At 57.0% G+C, this 18696-nt stretch carries 17 protein-coding genes; 10 read left to right on the top strand and 7 right to left on the bottom strand.

Annotated features, from left to right (window positions below):
- Positions 1-2: 2 nt before the first annotated feature.
- The 4 genes from DSM25558_RS04475 to DSM25558_RS04460 all read left to right on the top strand — a co-directional run bounded on the left by DSM25558_RS04475 (position 3) and on the right by DSM25558_RS04460 (position 3437).
- Positions 3-1163, top strand: coding sequence for an ABC transporter permease (locus tag DSM25558_RS04475; protein WP_077102350.1), 1161 nt, complete (start codon positions 3-5; stop codon positions 1161-1163).
- On the top strand, positions 1160-2098 hold the full coding sequence (locus DSM25558_RS04470; RefSeq protein ID WP_077102171.1) for an ABC transporter ATP-binding protein: 939 nt from the start codon (positions 1160-1162) through the stop codon (positions 2096-2098). The genes DSM25558_RS04475 and DSM25558_RS04470 overlap by 4 nt, the downstream gene beginning before the upstream one ends.
- Positions 2095-2832: an ABC transporter permease gene (locus tag DSM25558_RS04465; protein ID WP_077102169.1), complete on the top strand. Its 738-nt coding sequence runs from the start codon at positions 2095-2097 to the stop codon at positions 2830-2832. The genes DSM25558_RS04470 and DSM25558_RS04465 overlap by 4 nt, the downstream gene beginning before the upstream one ends.
- Positions 2833-2954: 122 nt before the next feature.
- On the top strand, positions 2955-3437 hold the full coding sequence (locus tag DSM25558_RS04460) for a gluconokinase (RefSeq protein WP_077102348.1): 483 nt from the start codon (positions 2955-2957) through the stop codon (positions 3435-3437).
- 3 nt (positions 3438-3440) lie between these two features.
- On the opposite strand, the gene DSM25558_RS04455 is transcribed toward DSM25558_RS04460, so the two are convergent.
- The 6 genes from DSM25558_RS04455 to DSM25558_RS04430 form a co-directional block, all read right to left on the bottom strand.
- Positions 3441-4742: an NAD(P)/FAD-dependent oxidoreductase gene (locus DSM25558_RS04455; RefSeq protein ID WP_077102167.1), complete on the bottom strand. Its 1302-nt coding sequence runs from the start codon at positions 4740-4742 to the stop codon at positions 3441-3443.
- 1 nt (position 4743) lies between these two features.
- Positions 4744-6105 (bottom strand): glutamine synthetase family protein, encoded by a 1362-nt coding sequence (locus tag DSM25558_RS04450; protein WP_077102165.1) that lies wholly within the window; start codon positions 6103-6105, stop codon positions 4744-4746.
- Between the two features lie 175 nt (positions 6106-6280).
- A complete protein-coding gene (locus DSM25558_RS04445) occupies positions 6281-7930 on the bottom strand; it encodes an ABC transporter ATP-binding protein (RefSeq protein WP_077102163.1) in 1650 nt (549 codons plus the stop codon).
- Positions 7927-9069 carry an ABC transporter permease gene (locus tag DSM25558_RS04440; protein WP_077102161.1) on the bottom strand — a complete coding sequence of 381 codons (1143 nt, stop codon included), beginning with the start codon at positions 9067-9069 and terminating at the stop codon, positions 7927-7929. The genes DSM25558_RS04445 and DSM25558_RS04440 overlap by 4 nt, the downstream gene beginning before the upstream one ends.
- Positions 9069-10157, bottom strand: coding sequence for a microcin C ABC transporter permease YejB (locus DSM25558_RS04435; protein ID WP_077102159.1), 1089 nt, complete (start codon positions 10155-10157; stop codon positions 9069-9071). The genes DSM25558_RS04440 and DSM25558_RS04435 overlap by 1 nt, the downstream gene beginning before the upstream one ends.
- 144 nt (positions 10158-10301) lie before the next feature.
- Positions 10302-12146, bottom strand: a complete 1845-nt coding sequence (locus DSM25558_RS04430; RefSeq protein ID WP_077102157.1) for an extracellular solute-binding protein — start codon at positions 12144-12146, stop codon at positions 10302-10304.
- A gap of 182 nt (positions 12147-12328) precedes the next feature.
- On the opposite strand from DSM25558_RS04430, the gene mepA reads away from it, so the two are divergent.
- From mepA to DSM25558_RS04400, 6 genes are all read left to right on the top strand, one after another.
- Positions 12329-13375 carry a penicillin-insensitive murein endopeptidase gene (gene mepA / locus DSM25558_RS04425; protein ID WP_077102346.1) on the top strand — a complete coding sequence of 349 codons (1047 nt, stop codon included), beginning with the start codon at positions 12329-12331 and terminating at the stop codon, positions 13373-13375.
- Between the two features lie 96 nt (positions 13376-13471).
- Positions 13472-13855 (top strand): methylglyoxal synthase, encoded by a 384-nt coding sequence (locus DSM25558_RS04420; RefSeq protein ID WP_077102155.1) that lies wholly within the window; start codon positions 13472-13474, stop codon positions 13853-13855.
- Between the two features lie 26 nt (positions 13856-13881).
- Complete coding sequence (locus DSM25558_RS04415) at positions 13882-14892, top strand: glucokinase (RefSeq protein WP_077102153.1); 1011 nt, start codon at positions 13882-13884, stop codon at positions 14890-14892.
- Positions 14893-14989: 97 nt separating this feature from the next.
- Complete coding sequence (locus DSM25558_RS04410) at positions 14990-16774, top strand: ABC transporter ATP-binding protein (protein ID WP_077102151.1); 1785 nt, start codon at positions 14990-14992, stop codon at positions 16772-16774.
- A 24-nt stretch (positions 16775-16798) separates the two neighbouring features.
- A complete protein-coding gene (gene dapB / locus DSM25558_RS04405; protein WP_077102149.1) occupies positions 16799-17626 on the top strand; it encodes a 4-hydroxy-tetrahydrodipicolinate reductase in 828 nt (275 codons plus the stop codon).
- 22 nt (positions 17627-17648) lie between these two features.
- On the top strand, positions 17649-18284 hold the full coding sequence (locus tag DSM25558_RS04400; RefSeq protein WP_077102147.1) for a 2,3-bisphosphoglycerate-dependent phosphoglycerate mutase: 636 nt from the start codon (positions 17649-17651) through the stop codon (positions 18282-18284).
- Between the two features lie 89 nt (positions 18285-18373).
- Here DSM25558_RS04400 and DSM25558_RS04395 read toward each other — a convergent pair whose 3' ends face one another.
- Positions 18374-18589 (bottom strand): hypothetical protein, encoded by a 216-nt coding sequence (locus DSM25558_RS04395; RefSeq protein WP_077102145.1) that lies wholly within the window; start codon positions 18587-18589, stop codon positions 18374-18376.
- Positions 18590-18696 lie beyond the last annotated feature (107 nt).

Here is an 18696-nt window from a genome sequence, read left to right as displayed (position 1 = left end):
GTTTGACCATCCTGCCTGATAAGGTCGGGGTGGTCATCGCCTGCATTCTGGCTTACGCGGTTTCCGCGCTGCCCTTCGTGACGTTCCGCGCAAACCGCATCGTGCAGGGCGACGCGCGTGGTCTGGTGGACGCGCTTCCGGCAAGCGCCTCTTACACACTCATCGCAATCGTCCTTATCGCAGCCATCGCCGCCTTTTTTCGTGTCGGCATAAAACTGAAGCTTGCCGCATCGCTGCTCGCGCTCTGTACGCTGATGATTCCGATCGGCCTCGCCGCATCTCACCTGACACCCGCAGACAACACATATGCGCGGGTTTCACCTGCAAGCGGCTTCTGGCTGATGTTTGCCGGCTTGGCTCTGATGGTGACGGACACAATCGCGAGGCTTGATCCCAAGCCCTACATGCGCGTTCTGCTTCTCCTCGCGGCCCTTGCAATATCGACAGGCATCATTCTGTCCGGTCAGTGGAATGGCCTTTCCGTCATGAAGGAATATGCTGCTCGCGCTGACATATTCTGGACGGAAGCGTGGCGGCACCTGCAGCTGGCGATCGGTTCGCTGATTGCCGCGTCTGCCATTGGAATTCCTCTGGGCGTTCTCTGCTACAAGGTCGAAAAACTGCGTGTAGGCTTACTGAACACACTCAACATCGTTCAGACCATTCCGTCCATTGCGCTTTTCGGATTGCTGATCGGGCCTTTGGGTTGGATCGCCGCCAATGTTCCCGGTGCGTCCGATATGGGCATCCGCGGCATCGGCATGGCACCGGCTTTTGTTGCGCTTTTTCTCTATTCGCTTCTGCCGGTTGTTTCCAACACCGTCGTGGGGCTGGAAGGTGTGCCGAATTCCGTGACAGATGCAGCTCGGGGGTTGGGCATGCAAAGCTGGCAACGCCTCCTCAAGATCGAGTTTCCATTGGCGCTACCGATCATCCTGACCGGCATTCGCATCGTGCTCGTGCAAAATATCGGACTTGCAACCATCGCCGCGCTGATCGGCGGAGGTGGTTTTGGGGTCTTTGTTTTTCAGGGTATTGGGCAAACGGCGATGGACCTCGTGCTGCTTGGCACCATCCCAACAGTCATTCTCGGCTTCACGGCAGCCATTCTACTCGATGCTCTTATCGAGAGCGATCTTTTCAAACGGGGACGACGCTCATGATCGAGGTGCAAAATCTTAGCAAAAACTATGATGGCGTTACCGTGGTGGATGATGTTTCGCTGACGATCGAGGCACGTAGCATCACCGTCATCGTGGGAACATCCGGTTCGGGCAAGACCACGCTGCTGCGCATGATCAACCGTCTGGTCGAGCCATCCTCCGGCGCTATCCTCATTGACGGACACAATATTCTGGACATGCCAGGCCACAAGCTTCGCCGTAGCATCGGTTACGCCATTCAGGGGCACGGTCTTTTTCCTCACCGCACTGTCGCGCAAAACATCGCCACAGTCCCGGAATTGCTGGGTTGGGAGCGGGCAAGGATAGACGCCAAAGTGTCGGAGCTCCTTCAACTCTTTCAGCTCGATCCTTCGCTTTATGGCAAGCGCTTTCCAAGTGAACTTTCGGGCGGGCAGCAACAGCGCGTGGGCGTTGCGCGGGCGCTGGCAGCAGAACCCAACATTCTTCTGATGGATGAACCCTTCGGGGCGCTCGATCCTATCATCCGTGCCAAGGCGCAGGATGATCTGCTCGCCATCCAGAAAAAGCTCGGCGTGACGATCGTTCTGGTCACCCACGATATGGACGAGGCGTTTCATCTGGCTGACAGAATTGCCGTCATGGACAGGGGCAAGATCGTTCAATACGGCCCGCCCGCAGATCTGGTGCTGAAGCCGACAACAGAGTTCGTCCGCACCATGATCGGTGAGCGTGAAAGGCCGCTTCGACTGCTGTCCGTTGCCACGGTTTGGGATATCACGGAGCCGGGTGAGGCGGACGGTGAACCCCTGGCCGCGACCACAAGCCAACGCGATGCACTGTCTGCCATGCTATGGGCAGGATGTGACGCTTTACCCGTGACGGGGCCCGACGGGCAGAAAGCGGGACGCATTCGCCGCGAAACCCTGCTGCAAAACGCCACAGGCCGGTTATGACCATCCGCTCCGGACCTTTTCTGCTGGCGGCGCTCAGCATCGTGCTCATCGTGTTTCTCATGAGGCCGGAGGTCTTTGAGCCGTTATTCAAGCCTCTCGTTCAGGCCGGTGCTCCCGCCATCTATATTCAGGCCAATCTTCTGTCTTTGACGCTGTCTCACATTGGAACGGTCACGATTGCAACCGGTGCCGCCATCGTCATCGCCGTAACGCTCGCCATTCTGGTTACCCGACCATTCGGCAAGGAATTCCTGCCGCTGTCGCGCAGTATCGTCAATATCGGTCAGACCTTTCCGCCGGTCGCGGTGCTGGCACTGGCCGTGCCGATCATGGGCTTTGGCCAAAAGCCGACGCTGATTGCACTTTTCCTCTATGCGCTGCTGCCCATCTTCGAAAACACACTGACGGGCCTGACCACATTACCCCAACCGGTGGTCGAAGCGGCACGTGGTGTGGGCATGACCGGATTTCAACGCTTGTGGCGGGTTGAATTGCCGCTGGCGCTTCCGGCTATTCTGGCTGGTATCAGGCTCTCTGCCGTGATTAGCCTGTCAACGGCCACCATCGGTTCAACCGTGGCGGCCCGAACACTGGGTGAGGTGATTATTGCCGGCCTGCAATCCAACAACCTCGCCTTCATTCTTCAGGGCGGCCTGATTGTGGGAGCACTTGCCGTGTTGATCCATAGCGGGCTATCGATACTGGAGTTGAAGGCGGCTCGGCGGGCGGGCTAATGACTTTTCATTCCTGCTGGTTCGGATATGTATAAAAAGTTTCCACCTCGCTTCGTAATACGATAGGCGGGTGGGATGGATTTGAAGATGCAGAGGTACTCGTGAAACAGGCAATCATCGTGATGGGCGTGAGCGGTTGCGGCAAGTCCACGGTCGGAGAAGAACTGGCCGAGCAATTGGGTGTGCCGTTCATGGAAGGCGACAAGCTTCATCCGCAGTCCAATGTCGACAAGATGGCCGCGGGGCAACCGCTTAACGATGACGACCGCTGGCCATGGCTCGATCTCGTGGGCGCGGAGTTGCACAAGGGCTATGAGGCGGCTGGCATCGTTGTATCCTGCTCTGCGCTCAAGAAGACCTATCGGGATCGCCTCCGAGACGCCTGCGGCGGGCCATTGGCCTTCGTCTATCTGGAAGGAAGCGAAGCGCTTTTGACCGAACGCATGGGCGCACGCACGGGCCATTTCATGCCGCTTTCGTTGCTTCAGACACAGCTGGCGACGCTGGAAGTTCCGACCGGTGAGCCAGGCGTCGTTACCGTCAGCATCGACGCCACGCCTGAAGAGATCACCGAGAATGCTCTAAAGGGACTGGCTGCCCTTTAGCCGCTAAACTCCAAGCTTGTCGCGAAGACCATACCACCAGGCACCGAGCATGGTTAGCGGAACACGGAACGTCTTTCCGCCCGGGAACGGGTAGTTCGGCAGCGAGGACCAGACATCGAAGCGTTCCGCATGGCCCGCAACCGCTTCGCCCAATATCTTGCCCAGCAGTTGCGTGGTCGTCACCCCATGGCCGCTATCGCCGTGCGAGAAATAGACGTTGGGTGACAGGCGTCCAATATGCGGAATGCGGGTCAGCGTCAGCGCGAAATTGCCGCTCCAGGCAAAATCGATCTTGGTGTTCTGCAATTGCGGGAAGGTTTTCAGCATATTGGGGCGGATGACGCTGGTGAGGTCAGCGGGATCACTGCCACCATAACCGATACCGCCACCATAGAGCAGGCGATTATCGGAGGTTCGGCGGTAATAATCGAGGATGTAATTGGCATCCTCGACGCAATAATTGGCAGGCAAGAGATCTTCGATCAGCGCCGCATCCAGCACCTCCGTCGCCATGACCTGGCTCGACACCGGCATCATCCGCTCACCGATTTCCGGCAGCAGTCCACCGAGATAGGCGTTGCCACAGACCAGAACATATTTGGCCGCGACCTTGCCCTGCGCGGTGCGGACCACTGGGTTTGCGCCCTGCTCGACCGCGATAACGCGCGAGTTTTCGAAGATGCGGCCGCCCAGCCGCTCAATGGCTTCAGCTTCGCCCAGAACGTAGTTCAGCGGATGAATATGCCCGCCGAAACGGTCGATCATGCCGCCGGCGTAGCGATCAGACTTCACGTATTTCCCAACCTCGGCCTTGGAGACCATCTCCAGTCCGGTATGGCCGTGCTTTTCCCAATTGGCCTTGTTGGCGGCCATTTCGGTGATCTGCTTGGGTGTGAACGCCGCAAAGAAGCCGCCATCGACCAGATCGCAATCGATCTCGTATTTCGCCACGCGTTCACGGATGATCTGCCCGCCCTCGAGCGACATTGCGCCTAGCTGTGCTGCTTTCTGCGCGCCGTAACGCCGGGCAATCGTATGAAGATCGCGGCTATAACCATTGACGATCTGGCCACCGTTGCGACCGGAAGCACCAAAGCCGACCCGCTCACCCTCGAGAACGATGACGGAAAAACCTTTTTGCGCCAGTTCCAGAGCAGCCGACAAGCCAGTGAAACCGGCCCCGATGATGCAGACATCCGCATCCTGATCGCCCTGAAGCGCTGTGCGGACGGTCTTAGTGTTGGCGGATGCCGCGTACCATGACGTGGTGTGGCCGGGATTTGTAGTGTCAGTCACTTTAGCCATGTCACACCGTCCTGATATATGCGTCGTATTCGACGTCTGTCACGCGTAGCGAAAATTCGGACAATTCCTGCTGTTTGCAGGCTGAGTATAGCGTACGATATTTCTGGCCGAAGGTCGCGTAGGCAAAGCTGGAGCGGGTGAAGCGCTGAAGCGCGTAATCCCAGTTCGTCGGCAGCGGCTCGTGGTTAACAGCGTGGCTGTCGCCGGAGATCGCTCCACCTGGTTGGCGCTTTTCCTTCATGCCGGCAAGGGCGGCACTCAGGATCATGGCCAGCACCAGATAAGGATTGGTGTCGGCACCAGCCACGCGATGTTCGATGCGGGTCGCAGGCTTGCTCGCCACGATGACGCGCACGGCAGCAGATCTGTTATCGATGCCCCAGGAGGCATAGGTCGGCGCGTGTTCGCTGGGGCGCAGGCGACGGTAGGAATTGGCGTGCGGCGCAAACACCGCCATGCTTTCCCCCATATTCTCCAAGAGGCCGCCGACGGAATGCATCAGCGCTTCGGACGGACCGTTTTCGCCCGCGTAGATATTGTTGCCATCCCTGTCCAGCATGGAAAAATGGACGTGCATGCCGTTGCCCGCCTGCATGCCGTAAGGCTTGGCCATGAAGGTGGCATCAAGCTCGTGCTTGCGCGCCACGCCCTTGACGATGCGCTTCAGGAACACGGCATCATCCGCCGCACGCAAGGCATCCGGCACATGGTTGAGGTTGATTTCATACTGGCCCGGACCGTTTTCACGCAGCGTCGTATCGGCCCCGACATTCTGCGCGCGACACGCGGTCGAGATATCGTGGAAGACGCCTTCGAAATCCTGCAATTCGGATATTGAGAGAACCTGCGTTTGCCCAGTGTGCCAGCGGCCCTCGCGGCTGCGCGGTGGGCGAACGGGGTCGAGCGCGGAGCGAACCGGGTCGATCAGATAAAATTCGAGCTCCGTGGCGACGACCGGCGTCAGCCCGCGTCGGGTAAACCCTGCTAGAACCTGCGCCAGCACATTGCGCGGATCGCCGTAAAAGCCATTGCCATCAGGGTCTTTCATGGCGAGCAAAACCTGTGCCGTGGGGCGCCCCAGCCACGTCACGCGTGACAGCGTTTCAGGCACGGCGAAGCACAGACCGTCCGGGTCGCCTGTGCCTTCTGCAAGGCCTGCGGCGTTGACGTCGCGGCCCCAGATATCCAGCGCGTAGACGGAACGCGGTACGGCCATGCCTTTTTCCAGCACATCGATAGCGCGTTCGCGCGGTATCCATTTGCCGCGCGGCACGCCGTTCACATCGATGACAAAGGCTTCAAGAATTTCAATATCGGGGTTTTCTTCGAAAAATCTTTTTGCGTAATCAATATCGACCATCATTCACCAGCAGGTTGTTTCATCTTCGGTTCGCGGCAGAGTCGCTAACGGAAAGCATCCACAAGCTGATAAAGTAGATATCGCGCCGTCATGATGACATCACGCCTCGTTGTTTTCCACGTTCTCGTTGCATCGTACGTGGGCTGGCCCAAGAAGGCCAGCGCGTTCTTGAAAACGCCTACTCGCTGATCGCTGCCGTCTTCACCGCCTCGATATTGAAAGCCGCCGCCATTAGCGCTCGCGTGTAGTCTTCTTTTGGCGCTTCGAAAATGGATTTCGCCGGGCCGCCTTCCACCACTCTGCCGTGGCGCATGACGATCATATCGTTGGCGAGCGCTTTGACGACCTTCAGATCGTGGCTGATGAACAGGTAAGCCAGATCGTGCTTGGCCTGCAAATCCCGCAACAGGTCCACGACCTGCGCCTGCACGCTCATATCCAGCGCCGAGGTCGGCTCGTCCAGCATCACGAAGCGGGGCTTGAGCACCATGGCACGAGCAATGGCGATGCGCTGCCGCTGGCCGCCAGAAAATTCGTGCGGGAAGCGCCAGCGGGTGGCGGTATCGAGGCCCACCTCATCCAGCGCCTGCGCCACACGCCGATCGCGCTCATCCGTAGACAACGATTTTTCATGAACCCTCAGCCCTTCGGCGATGATCTCACCCACCGACATGCGCGGGCTGAGCGACCCGTAGGGATCCTGAAACACCACCTGAAGCCGGTTTCTGAGTGGTTTCATCATTGCGTAGGAATAGCTATCGATGGACTGGCCGATGAAGCTGATCCGCCCCTTGGATGAAATCAGCCGAGACAGCGCCAGACCCAGCGTCGTCTTGCCGGAGCCAGATTCACCCACCACGCCCACCGTCTGACCAGCGCGCAGGGTGATATCAATGCCATCCACCGCCTTGACGTGATCAACGACCTTGCGCATCAGCCCCGCCTTGATCGGGAACCAGACCTTGATGTCATCTCCCTGCATGACGACGGGCTTGCTGCTATCGGACAGCGGCGGCTCGCCCTTGGGTTCGGCGGCCAGAAGGTGGCGGGTATAGGCATGCTGCGGATCGGTGAAGACCCGCTCGACCGTGCCGGTCTCCACGATCTTGCCCTTGGTCATCACGCACACACGGTCGGCAAATTTGCGGACGATGCCGAGATCATGGGTGATGAACAGCATGGACATATCGTGCTGGTTCTTCAAATCGCCCAGCAGTTCCAATATCTGCGCCTGTACCGTCACGTCCAGCGCCGTCGTCGGCTCGTCGGCGATCAGCAGTTTCGGACGGTTGGCGAGTGCCATGGCAATCATCACACGCTGGCGCTGGCCGCCCGAGAGTTCATGCGGATAGGCCTTCAGTCTCTTTTCGGGCTCGCGAATGCCGACCTGCAACAGCAGTTCCAGCGTCCTCTTTCGCGCCTCGATGCCGGTGATGGCCTGATGAAGCTCAAGAATTTCGCCAATCTGCCGCTCGATGCTGTGCAGCGGGTTGAGCGAGGTCATTGGCTCTTGAAAGATCATGGTGATATCGTTGCCACGAACCGCGCGAAGTTCGCGCATCGAGGCACTGAGCAAATCCTTGCCTTCGAACAGAATCTGGCCCGAGGGATGGCTTGCCGCTGGATAGGGCAAAAGCTTCAGGATGGAGTTCGCCGTCACCGATTTGCCGGAACCCGATTCGCCCACCAGCGCCACGATTTCACCAGGCATGATATCGAACGAGACACGATCGACAGCCACACTCTCCTTGCCGCCCTGATGGAAGGCAACGGAGAGGTCGCGGACGGATAGAAGCGGAGCGGTCATCGTATCCTTTACGGCACTCATCGGAATGTCTTTCTCGGATCGAAGGCATCGCGCACCGCTTCACCGACAAAGATCAGCAGCGACAGCATGATCGACATGGTGAAGAAGGCCGTCAGCCCCAGCCAAGGTGCCTGAAGATTGTTCTTGCCCTGCGCGATCAGTTCACCCAGCGATGGCGAGCCGGGCGGCATACCGAAGCCGAGGAAGTCGAGCGAGGTCAGTGTGGTAATCGAGCCTGAGAGGATAAAGGGCAGGAATGTCAGCGTCGCGACCATGGCATTGGGCAGCAGGTGACGGAACATGATGGTACCGTTGCCGACGCCAAGCGCGCGGGCGGCATTGACATATTCGAAGTTTCGGGCGCGCAGAAACTCAGCGCGCACAATGCCGACGAAGCCGACCCAGGAAAACAGCAGCATGATGCCCAGCAGCACGAAGAAGCCGGGCGGCAGGATGGCGGCGATGATCAGCAGGATATAGAGCACCGGCATGGACGACCAGATCTCGATGAAACGCTGCATCAAAAGGTCGGTCCAGCCACCGAAATAGCCCTGCACCGCACCGGCGCTGACACCGACGATGGCTGAAGCGATGGTGAGCGCAAGGCCGAACAGCACGGAAATGCGAAAGCCGTAGATGACGCGGGCCGCCACGTCTCGAGCCTGATTATCCGTGCCCAGCCAGTTGAGATTGCCGAGCGTACAGCCGGGATCATCCACTCCTTGCGGGTAACCAGAGCAGCGCTCCTGCGCATCCATCAGCCAGAAGGGTGCCGTGGGTGCCGAGTGCGGAATATTTGAGTTCACCGTCTGGTAGGAATAGCGGATCGGTGGCCAGATCATCCAGCCATTGGCGTTGATTTCATCCTGAATGAAGGAGGACTTGTAATCAGTCTGTGCCAGGAAGCCGCCGAATTTCTCCTCCGGGTAATCCACCATGACAGGCACCAGAATCTCGCCCTTGTAGGAAGCGATGATCGGTTTGTCATTGGCCAGAAACTCGGCAAACAGGCTGAGGCCGAAGATCACAAGGAACAGCCAGAAGGACCAGTAGCCGCGGCGATTCGCCTTGAAATTCTGCCAGCGCCGGACGCTTGTCGGCGAGAAGAACGGACGCTTTTGTGGGGGCGCTTCGGTAATTGCGGACGTTGTCACGGTCATCACACATCCCTCCGCTCGAAGTCGATGCGCGGATCGATCCAGGTATAGATCATGTCGGAGATGAGGCTGACGACGAGGCCCATCAACGAGAAGATAAACAGCGTTCCGAACACGATCGGATAATCGCGGTTGACGACCGAGAGGTAACCAAGCCGTCCAAGCCCATCCAGTGAGAAGATGTTTTCGATCAACAGCGAACCGGTGAAGAAGGCCGAGATGAAGGCACCCGGGAAACCGGCAATGACGATCAGCATCGCATTACGGAAGACGTGGCCGTAAAGCACCTTGCGTTCCGACAAGCCCTTGGCGCGGGCCGTCACCACATATTGCTTCTTAATTTCATCGATGAAGGAATTCTTGGTCAGCAGCGTTGTGGTGGCAAAGGCCGAGAGAACGAGCGCGGTCAGCGGCAGCGCCAGATGCCAGAAGTAGTCGATGATCTTCTGCCACCATGTCAGTTGCGCAAAATTATCCGACGTCAGCCCGCGCAACGGGAACCAGTCGAAGAACGAACCACCTGCAAACACCACGATCAACAGAATGCCGAACAGGAAGCTCGGCACCGCATAACCGACGATGACGATGCCGGATGTCCAGACATCGAATCTAGAACCATCCGAAACGGCCTTCTTGATGCCGAGCGGAATCGAGATGGCATAGGAGATGATCAATATCCAGAAGCCGAGCGAGATGGACACGGGCAACTTATCGATAATGAGATCGATGACGGAGGAATTGCGGAAGAAGCTGTCACCGAAATCGAAGCGGATGTAATTCCACATCATCTCCAGAAAGCGGGTGAGCGGCGGTTTGTCGAAACCGAACTGCTTTTCGAGTTTTGCGATCAGGTCCGGGTCGAGACCTTGCGCGCCGCGATATTTCGAGCCGCTTTCATCCACCCCGCCACCCATGAGGTCGCCACCACCAGACAGGCGGTCAGACGCACTGTCGCCGGAGCCGGAAAGCTGGGCGACGACCTGCTCGACCGGACCACCCGGTGCAAACTGAATGACGAGAAAGGAAATTCCCATGATGCCGATGATGGTCGGTATCATCAAGGCCAGACGCCGCAGGAGATAGGCTCCCATCAGGCGCGTCCCAGCATGGCAAGAGGCTCAGTTGTCATCGGCTTCGTCAAACCGTTTCCTTTCGGCCTGCGGAGAAGACCGCAGGCGGCGTGATTCGTAATCGCTCATGTGAATCAAGGCTTGCCTTATAAAGCAAGGCCCACGTTATTTTCCGGCGTTTACAGACCACCAGGCGGTCGGAAAACCTATGCCGTATTCCGGAAGCGTCTGTGGTCGAACGATTGTGTTCCAGTAAGCAATTGACGTTTCACCGCGATAAAATTGCGGGATAACGTAAGCATTTGCCAACAATACGCGATCCAGCGCGCGCGCGGCAGCGACCTGATCTTCACGATCTGATGCAAAAATGACCTTGCGAACAAGCGCGTCGACTGCTGGATTTTTGATGCCAGCGACATTGTTCGAGCCCTGCCTATCGGCTGCTGCTGATCCCCAAAAGTCGGCCTGCTCGTTTCCGGGGTTTGGTGCTGTCGCCCAAACCTTCATGATGACGTCAAAATCGAAGCTGCGGACACGATTGGTATATTGCGAGGCATCAACACTGCGAATTGTCGCATTGATACCGATTTTTTTGAGGTTCTGAATGTAGGGAAGAATCGTCCGCTCAAGACCAGGAGAATCGATCAGAAACTCGATATCCAGCTGTTTTCCGGTTTTGGCGTCCACCATTCGATTACCGCGAAGCTCGTACCCTGCTTCCCTCATAAGCTTGACCGCTTCACGAAGATTATCACGCTGCTTTGCAGGATCGCCGCCAACGGGATTGTGAAACTCTGTGGTGAAGACTTCAGCAGGTACTTTATCTTTCAGCTCATTCAGTATCTCCAGCTCTTTGCCCACTGGCAGGCCGGAGGATGCTAATTCGCTACCCCAAAAGAAGCTGTTGACGCGTTTGAGCTGGCCATAGGCCAGAGTTCTGTTCAGGTCTTCGAAGTCATAAGCATAGTTCAGCGCCTGACGCAGTTTCGGATTTTGGAATTTTTCACGCCGACCGTTTGGCACCAGGGCCTGCATGACGCCAACCGAGCGGAACGCATTCGGCAGCTGCTCGCGCTTGATCTGCCCATTTTTTACTGCAGGAATGTCGTAACCCGTCATCCAACGACTGGATGATTGCTCCTGACGGTAATCGACATTTGCAGACTTGAACGCCTGAAACTCCACGTCCTGATCTGCAAACACGGTATAGGCGATTGTCTTGAAATTATTCTGGCCGACATTGACGTTGAGGTCCTTGCCCCAATAATCGTCACGCAGTTCATATGTGATACTGGAGCCTGGCGCGATAGTCGCTATCTTATAGGGACCGGAACCCATGACGGGCTCCAGCGTGCCGCGGGATATATCGCGTGGCTTGCCGTCAGCCCCTATCGCCTCCCACCAATGCTTCGGCACGATCAGCAACTGTCCGACGATCTGTGGCAGTTCCTTGTTGTTCGTCTCATCGAAGGTGAATGTGATTTCGCGTTCACCCGTCACTTCGGCCTTGGTCACGTTGGTATAATAGGTAGCCAGTTGCGGGCTCAGCTCTTTCGACTTCTCAAAACTGAAAACAACATCTTCAGCAGTTACGGGTTGCCCATCGGCCCATTTTGGTTCTTTTCGAAGCCGGTACGTCACCTTCGATAGATCATCCGGGAAACTGACCGATTCGGCCAGCAGTCCGTAGGACGATGAAAGTTCCTCCTCGGATGATTTCATCAGCGTATCGAAGACGAGGCCAAGGCCTGTCGCGAGTTCACCCTTTGCCAGCAAGGGGTTGACCGTATCAAAGGTACCCGCCGTCGACAAACGCAGCGTCCCGCCCTTCGGTGCCTCCGGATTGACGTAGTCGAAACGTTCGAAACCGTTGGGATGCTTCAGCTCACCGACAGTTGAAATACCACTACGCCAATTGGTACCCTCCTGCGCACTTCCCGGCACAGGGACGCAAATTAAGGATACGGCAGCCAGAGCGAACAAACCGGATTTCAACGTTGCCAATGCCATTAAGCGACAGTCCTTTTCGTTTTCATTGCCGTGCACCATAAGACAAACATTGGCAAAATATAGGGGATTTGGCTCACAAGCAGTTTATGCCGTAGAAATCGGCAAACATGCTTTCACCAAATTCGCGTTCCAGCGTAATATTTCCAACAGAATCATTTCAAGCATCGCAGGCGGCGGACGACATGGAAAAACTGGCAAGCGGCGTGGGCAAGGCATCACTCCTGGCACTCTCGATGATGTCCCTGCTGGTCATGGATGGCGTTTCAGCCTTTGCGCAAGACGCGCCTGCCAAGCAGGTCTTTGGCAACATCTCCCTGCCATCTACGGGTCCTTCCGCATCTTATGGTTCCTATGCCAAGGGCTGCCAGTCTGGTGCCGTGGCACTTCCGACCGAAGGCCAGGGCTTCCAAGCCATGCGGCTTTCGCGTAACCGTCGCTGGGGCCAGCCGCAGATGATTTCCTTCATCGAGCGCTTTGCGCAAGACGCACAAAAGATCGGCTGGCCAGGCCTTTTGATCGGCGACATCTCGCAGCCGCGTGGCGGGCCGATGCTAACCGGCCATGCCTCACACCAGATAGGTCTCGACGCCGACATCTGGTGGCGACAAATGCCAAATCAAATCATGAGTGCCGAGCAACGCGAGAGCACGCCCTTCATTTCCATGCTCGACAAAAGCAAATTCTTGACCGTCGATGACCGCAAATGGTCTCCGCTCAATGCCAAGCTGGTCATGATGGCAGCAAGTTACCCGCAGGTGGAGCGCGTTTTCGTCAATCCTGCCATCAAGCAGAAGCTTTGCCAGACATGGACCGGTGACCGCACCTTCATGGGCAAGATCAGGCCCATCTACGGGCATGACGAGCATTTCCATGTGCGTCTGGAATGCCCGCCCGGTGCACCTAACTGCAAGCCGCAGGCCCCTGTCGGCGCAGGCGATGGCTGCGACAAGTCGCTGGCATGGTGGTTCACCAAAGAACCTTGGGCCACGCCGAAAAAAGACCCCAATGCCAAGCCGCCAAAGCCACCGCGTCCGATGATGGTGTCCGATCTGCCGAAAGCCTGCGCTGCAATCGCTGCAGCGCCTGCGGCTGGCAGGGCAAGCAATGCAGCTCAAAATTCATACGCCCCGTCTCAGGCCGAACAGATTGTCCCGCAGGCTTCCGGTTCGGGTGGACCTATGCCGCCTGCGGATGTGCCGCGGCCATCCTCGCGCCCGTCATCGAATTGAAGGGTCCCCGCTTTCCAAATGGTGCAAAGTTGCGCTAGAAGGCTTCAAATCGATTTAGACAATGCGATCTGAACAAGGCTGGGGCGCAGAGACCATATGACCGGGCAACGCTGTATCGCTTTGATCGCGCATGACCAGAAAAAAGACGATATGGCGGATTTCGCCCGTCGGCATCAAGTTGCACTGTCTCAGTTCAGGATCGTTGCCACCGGCACCACGGGTGGCCGCGTGCAGGATGCCTGTCCGGGATTGAATGTCGTGCGTTTGAAAAGTGGGCCACTTGGTGGCGATCAGCAGATCGGCGCGATGATTGCGACGGGCGACGTGGATATGCTGATCTTTTTCATCGACCCACTCTCCTCCCTACCCCACGACGTTGATGTCAAGGCACTGACGCGCCTTGCGACCGTCTACGACATTCCGATGGCCTTGAACCGCGCCACGGCCGAACAGCTTACCGATTTTCAGTCAACACGTTGATATATCCCGGCGATCCAGGAGCAGCGATGCAGAACGACACACTTTCCTTTCCGATTCTCATCGGAGACATCGGCGGCACCAATGCGCGCTTCTGCATTTTGCCGGATGCGAACGCCGAGCCCACCCAACTGACGAGCGTCAAGACCGCCGACTACACGTCTATTGATGACGCGATTCAAACTGCGGTGCTGAAGCATACCGCGTTGCTGCCCGTATCCGCGATCCTTGCCGTCGCCGGTCCGATCGAAACCGATGAGATACCGCTGACCAATTGCCATTGGGTTGTCAAACCCAAGGAGATGCTCGCCAACCTTGGTCTTAAAGACGTTATCGTTATCAATGATTTCGAAGCGCAGGCTCTCGCCATAGCGTCTCTCGGTGGCGACAGCAGAGAAACCATCGGCCCTGCCCATCCTGATATGACGGCGTCACGCGTCGTGCTTGGACCTGGCACCGGGCTCGGTGTCGCGGGCCTCGTTTACGCCCGCAATATGTGGTTTCCGGTACCCGGCGAGGGTGGTCATATCGATATCGGTCCGCGCAGCGCACGCGACTATCAGGTATTTCCACATCTCGACACCATTGAAGGCCGTATCGCAGGCGAGCAGATATTGTGCGGACGCGGGCTGGTCAATCTTTACCGCGCCATTTGTGCAGCCGATGGCATAACGCCTGTCTTTTCTGATCCTGCAGACGTCACGGCCACGGGTTTGAGCGGAGAAAATCCGCAGGCAAAAGAGACGCTTTCGTTGTTCAGCACTTATCTTGGTCGGCTCGCGGGCGATCTGGCGTTGATTTTCATGGCGCGTGGCGGGGTTTATCTTGCTGGCGGCATCTCACAGAAAATCATCCCGGCACTCAAATTGCCGGAATTTCGCGCGGCCTTCGAAGACAAGGCACCACACAGCGCGCTGATGCGCAGCATTCCAACCCATGTCGTGACCCATCCACAGGCCGCACTTGCTGGCCTTTCCACCTATGCCCGAACACCCGGCGACTTCGGCCTGACACTGGATGGCAGGCGCTGGCAGGGGTAGGCACCAAGTCGGGACTGGCCAAAACCGGACCAAGTGGATATAGACGCCGGTTGAATGGGCAGCGTGCCTGCTCCAAACCGCACAAGGTGGATGAAACGTGAAGACCGCCAAAAAACGGCATCCTGTGGATACCGATACAATTACGTCAGTCCTGAAGCGCATTTTTGCAGAAAACGCCCGCGATCATATTTCGGGCTATGCTTTCGCAATTTTCTGCCTGCTGACCGTTGCCGGTACAACGGCCTTTACGGCCTGGATCATGGACTCCATCATCAACGAGGCCTTCGTCAACAGGCGGGCAGATCTCGTCTGGATCATTTGCGCGTCTATCTTCGCAGCATTTTTTATCCGTGGTCTGGCAACTTACGGCCAGTCGGTGGCGCTGTCGAAAATCGGCAATAACATTGTCGCGCGATATCAGAAGCGATTGTTCTCCCACCTCATGACGTTGTCGGTGGGATATCTCAGTGAGTCCCGTTCCGCTCACCTTGCTGCACAGGTCAGCCAGAATATTGGCGGTATCCGTGATGTCATGAACCTGACGGTCACAACGGTTGCCCGCGATCTCCTGACATTCATCGCGCTGGTTGCCGTGATGATTATAAAAGATCCCGTTCTTTCGATCGTCATCGTCTTTATCGTGCCGCCTTTGGTCTTGGGTCTGCGCTATATCTCCAAGCGTCTGCGTACTGCCACGCGCGACGCTGTCATCCTCAACAGTCGCGTGCTCGGCGCAATGCAGGAGACACTGCAAGGTATCGCCATCGTCAAAGCCTTCACCATGGAAAGGCAGCTGGAAAACCGCGTCGACAGGGTCATCGATTCTGCCGAGTGGCGTGCAAATCGTATCGCCCGGCTGACCGAAAAAAGTGCGCCATTGACTGAAACCATCGCCGGTCTCGCCGTATCTGGCGTTCTTGCCTATGCTGCCTACCGGGCCATCTATAACAACGTGCCGCCGGGCGCATTCTTTGCTTTCGTCACGGCTCTCCTCCTAGCCTATGACCCGGCACGCCGGCTTGCGCGCGTGCAGATTTCGCTGGAGCGCGCAGTCGTCAACGCCCAGATGATCTACGACATCCTCGACATGGAACCGGTACAGCGCCAGAAACCAGACGCGCAGCCGCTGACGATAGCGAACGCGACCGTCGAGTTGCGTGACGTCGTGTTTTCTTACAAGGACGGCGGTCAAATTCTAAAGGGTGTCAGCTTTATCGCAGAAGGCGGAAAAACCACCGCGCTTGTTGGTCCGTCTGGTGCCGGCAAGTCGACGATCATCAATCTTATTCCGCGCTTTTATGATCCAAATGGCGGCGCAATATTGATAGATGGTCAAAACATCGCTGATGTGACGACGATGTCTGTGCGCCAGAACCTCGCTTATGTCTCGCAGCAGCCTTACCTTTTTGAAGGCACGATCCGCGACAATATTCGCTACGGTCGTCCTGAAGCGACCGATGAGGAAATTGAAGAGGCCGCAAGACTGGCTTTCGCGCATGACTTCATTATCGCGCAGCCGCAGGGGTACGAGACACCGGTTGGTGAAAACGGCATGACGCTCTCCGGCGGTCAGCGTCAGCGCCTGTCGATTGCGCGCGCACTGGTTCGCAATGCACCCATTTTGCTGCTTGACGAAGCCACCTCCGCGCTCGACACGGAATCGGAAGCCGTTGTTCAGAAGGCCCTTGATACGGCCATGAACGGGCGCACGGTTATTGTCATTGCGCACCGCCTGTCGACCGTGGTCAAGGCGGACAAAATCATTGTCATGAATGACGGTCTGGTTGTGGAAGAGGGTGTACACGACACGCTTGCGCGTCAGGAAGATGGTCTTTACGCTCGTCTCAACAATCTTCAGGCGACTGGTGTTCGCGGTCTTTAATCCACAAAGGATAGGTAGGGTGGCATGAGCGTTGATGGTATGAAGCTGGTGGTGGTGGGTGCTGCCGGGCGTATGGGGCAGACATTGATTCGCCTTATCCATCAAACGCCAGGCGTACAGCTTCATGCTGCGGTGGAACGTGAAGGCTCGCCGTTTATCGGCCGTGACGCTGGCGAAATTTCTGGCCTTGGACCTCTCGGCATTGCGGTAACCGGCGATGCGATGGATGCCTTCGTTCATGCTGAGGGTGTCATCGATTTCACATCCCCCGCAGGAAGCGTTGTTTTCGCGGGTCTTGCCGCACAGGCACGGATCGTTCATGTCATTGGCACCACAGGCTGCACGGTTGACGATGAGACAAAATTCGAGGCTGCCGCCCGCCACGCCCGTATCGTCAGATCAGGCAATATGAGCCTCGGTGTCAATCTTCTCAGTGTTTTGACACGGCAGGCTGCAAAGGCGCTGGATGCGAATGACTGGGATATCGAAATTCTCGAGATGCATCACAAGCACAAGGTCGATGCGCCCTCCGGAACGGCCCTTCTTCTCGGCGAAGCGGTGGCACAGGGTCGTGGCATCGACCTGACTGAAAAATCCGTGCGCGTTCGCGATGGTCACACCGGCCCTCGCGAGGCCGGCACCATCGGCTTTGCCACATTGCGTGGCGGATCCGTGGTCGGTGATCATTCCGTGATTTTTGCGGCGGAAGGTGAGCAGGTTACATTATCCCACCATGCTGGCGACCGCACGATTTTCGGGCGCGGCGCGATTGCTGCCGCTGTCTGGGCACATGCTCAAAAGCCTGGCCTTTATTCCATGCTGGACGTTCTGGGTCTGGCGAAAGACCAATAACCAACTCTGGAGAGCTATCGAAATGAGCGGAACCCTCGTCCTCGTTCGTCACGGCCAAAGTGACTGGAACCTCAAGAACCTCTTCACGGGCTGGCGTGACCCTGACCTGACAGACCTTGGTGTTGAAGAGGCCAATGCCGGTGGCAAGGCGCTTGCGGATTACGGTATCAAGTTCGACGTCGCCTACACATCATCTTTGATTCGCGCGCAGCGAACCTGCCAGATGGTTTTGGACAATGTCGGCCAGTCAGACCTGGAAACCATTCGAAATGAAGCCCTGAACGAGCGTGATTACGGCGAACTATCCGGCCTCAATAAGGACGATGCCCGCGTAAAGTGGGGCGAAGAACAGGTGCATATCTGGCGTCGTTCCTATGACATCCCACCGCCAGGTGGCGAGAGCCTGCGCGATACCGGTGCGCGCGTTTGGCCCTACTATCTAACGGAAATTCTGCCGCGTGTGCTGCGGGGCGAAAAGGTGCTTGTCGCGGCCCACGGCAACTCGCTGCGTTCGCTGGTAATGGTTCTGGACAAGCTCAGCAAGGAAGAGATTCTCAAATTGAACCTCGCGACTGGCGTGCCGATGGTCTACAAACTGAACGCGGACTCGACCGTCATTTCCAAAGAAGTTCTGGGCGACATGTCCGCTGCGCACTGATACGCGGACACATAATAAAAAAGCGTCGCAGTGTTTTGCGACGCTTTTTTACTTGAGGATTAGTGGCTGAGACATAATCGATATTAACCTCAGAAGTTCTGTTTCTCACCAAACCAGTAGGCGCAAAATACGCTCGACGCTGCAAAAACAGTGAAGAATAGCGTGATCAAAATGCCGATTTCCATTAGCGTGTACTCCTTGCATCTTTTGAAACTCGTGAAGACAACGCACAATGCTTGAGGAAGTTTCATCGGCGTTTGAAGCGTCGCGCCATCACTGACCGTCCGTGTCTTAAAAATCGACATCGTTAGACTGCTTTTCCGCGACATATCATCATTCCGTCATCGGAAGGGCATAAGTCGCAGTTGCGGCTTGAAGGCCAAGAGCGATTCAGCTCAAATACCCCTGCGGT

The sequence above is a fragment of the Agrobacterium sp. DSM 25558 genome, from assembly GCF_900100825.1.
Taxonomy (GTDB): domain Bacteria; phylum Pseudomonadota; class Alphaproteobacteria; order Rhizobiales; family Rhizobiaceae; genus Agrobacterium.
This window is presented reverse-complemented; position numbering and strand designations above follow the sequence as displayed.